General features: G+C 66.2%; 1 protein-coding gene. It reads left to right on the top strand.

What is annotated here, in order from left to right; all coding sequences use genetic code 11:
* The coding region (gcvP, locus tag JQF37_RS31140; protein WP_204149926.1) for an aminomethyl-transferring glycine dehydrogenase at window positions 1–2,711 on the top strand (2,711 nt) is incomplete at both ends.

Here is a 2,711-nt window from a genome sequence, read left to right as displayed (position 1 = left end):
AACGAATTCATCGCCCGCCACATCGGCCCGCGCGCCGGCGACGAGCAAGCGATGCTCAACAGCCTCGGCTTCGACTCGCTGCAAGCCCTGAGCGCCAGCGTGATTCCCGACAGCATCAAGGGCACCAGCGTGCTCGGCCTGGAAGACGGCCTGAGCGAAGCCGACGCCCTGGCGCTGATCAAAGGCATCGCGGCCAAGAACCAGCTGTTCAAGACCTACATCGGCCAGGGTTACTACGGCACCCACACGCCGTCGCCGATCCTGCGCAACCTGCTGGAGAACCCGGCCTGGTACACCGCCTACACCCCGTACCAGCCGGAAATTTCCCAGGGTCGCCTCGAAGCGCTGCTGAACTTCCAGACCCTGATCAGCGACCTCACCGGCCTGCCGATCGCCAACGCCTCGCTGCTCGACGAAGCCACCGCCGCCGCCGAAGCCATGACCTTCTGCAAGCGCCTGAGCAAGAACAAGGGCAGCCACCAGTTCTTCGCCTCCGTGCATTGCCACCCGCAGACCCTCGACGTGCTGCGTACCCGTGCCGAGCCGTTGGGCATCGAGGTGGTGGTCGGCGACGAGCGTGAACTGAGCGACGTGACGCCGTTCTTCGGCGCCCTGCTGCAGTACCCGGCGAGCAACGGTGATGTGTTCGACTACCGCGCGCTGACCGAGCGTTTCCACGCCGCCAACGCCCTGGTGGCGGTGGCCGCCGACCTGCTGGCCCTGACCCTGCTGACCCCGCCGGGCGAATTCGGCGCCGACGTGGCCATCGGCAGCGCCCAACGTTTCGGCGTGCCCCTGGGCTTCGGTGGCCCGCACGCGGCGTACTTCTCCACCAAGGATGCATTCAAGCGCGACATGCCGGGCCGTCTGGTCGGTGTCTCGGTGGACCGTTTCGGCAAGCCGGCGCTGCGCCTGGCGATGCAGACCCGCGAGCAACACATCCGCCGCGAGAAGGCCACGTCCAACATCTGCACCGCGCAGGTGCTGCTGGCCAACATCGCCAGCATGTACGCCGTGTACCACGGTCCGAAAGGCCTGACGCAGATTGCCAACCGCGTGCATCAGCTGACCGCGATCCTGGCCAAGGGCTTGAGCGCTTTGGGCCTGAACGTTGAGCAGGAACACTTCTTCGACACCCTGACCCTGGCCACCGGCGCGCAAACCGCCGCGCTGCACGACCAGGCGCAAGCCCGGCAGATCAACCTGCGCGTAGTCGATGCCGAGCGTCTGGGCCTGTCCCTCGACGAAACCAGCACCCAGGCCGACGTCGAAACCCTGTGGGCCCTGCTGTCCAACGGCAAAACCCTGCCGGACTTCGCCGCCCTCGCCGCCGCGACTCAAGCGACGATCCCAGCCGCGCTGGTGCGTCAGTCGCCGATCCTCAGCCACCCGGTGTTCAACCGCTATCACTCGGAAACCGAGCTGATGCGCTACCTGCGCAAACTGGCGGACAAGGACCTGGCGCTCGATCGCACCATGATCCCGCTGGGCTCGTGCACCATGAAACTCAACGCCGCCAGCGAAATGATCCCGGTGACCTGGGCCGAGTTCGGCGCCCTGCACCCGTTCGCCCCGGCCGAGCAAAGCGCCGGCTACCAGCAACTGACCGATGAACTGGAAGCGATGCTCTGCGCCGCCACCGGTTACGATTCGATTTCCCTGCAGCCAAACGCCGGTTCCCAAGGCGAATACGCCGGCCTGCTGGCCATTCGTGCCTACCACCAGAGCCGTGGCGAAGACCGCCGCGACATCTGCCTGATCCCGTCCTCGGCCCACGGCACCAACCCGGCCACCGCCAACATGGCCGGCATGCGCGTGGTGGTCACCGCCTGCGATGCCCGTGGCAACGTCGACATCGAAGACCTGCGCGCCAAGGCCATCGAGCACCGCGAACACCTCGCCGCGCTGATGATCACCTACCCGTCGACCCACGGCGTGTTCGAGGAAGGCATCCGCGAAATCTGCGGCATCATTCATGACCACGGCGGCCAGGTGTACATCGACGGCGCCAACATGAACGCCATGGTCGGCCTCTGCGCCCCGGGCAAGTTCGGCGGCGACGTCTCGCACCTGAACCTGCACAAAACCTTCTGCATTCCCCACGGCGGTGGCGGCCCGGGCGTCGGCCCGATCGGCGTGAAATCGCACCTGGCGCCGTTCCTGCCAGGCCACGCGCAGATGGCGCGCAAAGAAGGCGCGGTGTGCGCCGCGCCGTTCGGCAGCGCGAGCATTCTGCCGATCACCTGGATGTACATCCGCATGATGGGCGGCGCCGGCCTCAAGCGCGCTTCGCAACTGGCGATCCTCAACGCCAACTACATCTCCCGTCGCCTCGAAGAGCACTACCCGGTGCTCTACACCGGCAGCAACGGCCTGGTGGCCCACGAGTGCATCCTCGACCTGCGTCCGCTGAAAGACAGCAGCGGCATCAGCGTCGACGACGTGGCCAAGCGCCTGATCGACTTCGGCTTCCACGCCCCGACCATGTCCTTCCCGGTGGCCGGCACGCTGATGATCGAGCCGACCGAAAGCGAATCCAAGGAAGAACTGGACCGCTTCTGCGACGCCATGATCCGCATCCGCGAAGAAATCCGCGCGGTGGAAAACGGCACCCTGGACAAGGACGACAACCCACTGAAAAACGCCCCGCACACCGCGGCGGAGCTGGTCGGTGAGTGGTCGCATCCGTATAGCCGGGAGCAGGCGGTTTA

It is taken from the genome of Pseudomonas sp. MIL9 (assembly GCF_016887925.1).
Lineage (GTDB): Bacteria > Pseudomonadota > Gammaproteobacteria > Pseudomonadales > Pseudomonadaceae > Aquipseudomonas > Aquipseudomonas mohnii.
The sequence above is the reverse complement of the archived record's forward strand: the minus strand, read 5'-3'. Positions and strand labels throughout refer to the sequence as shown.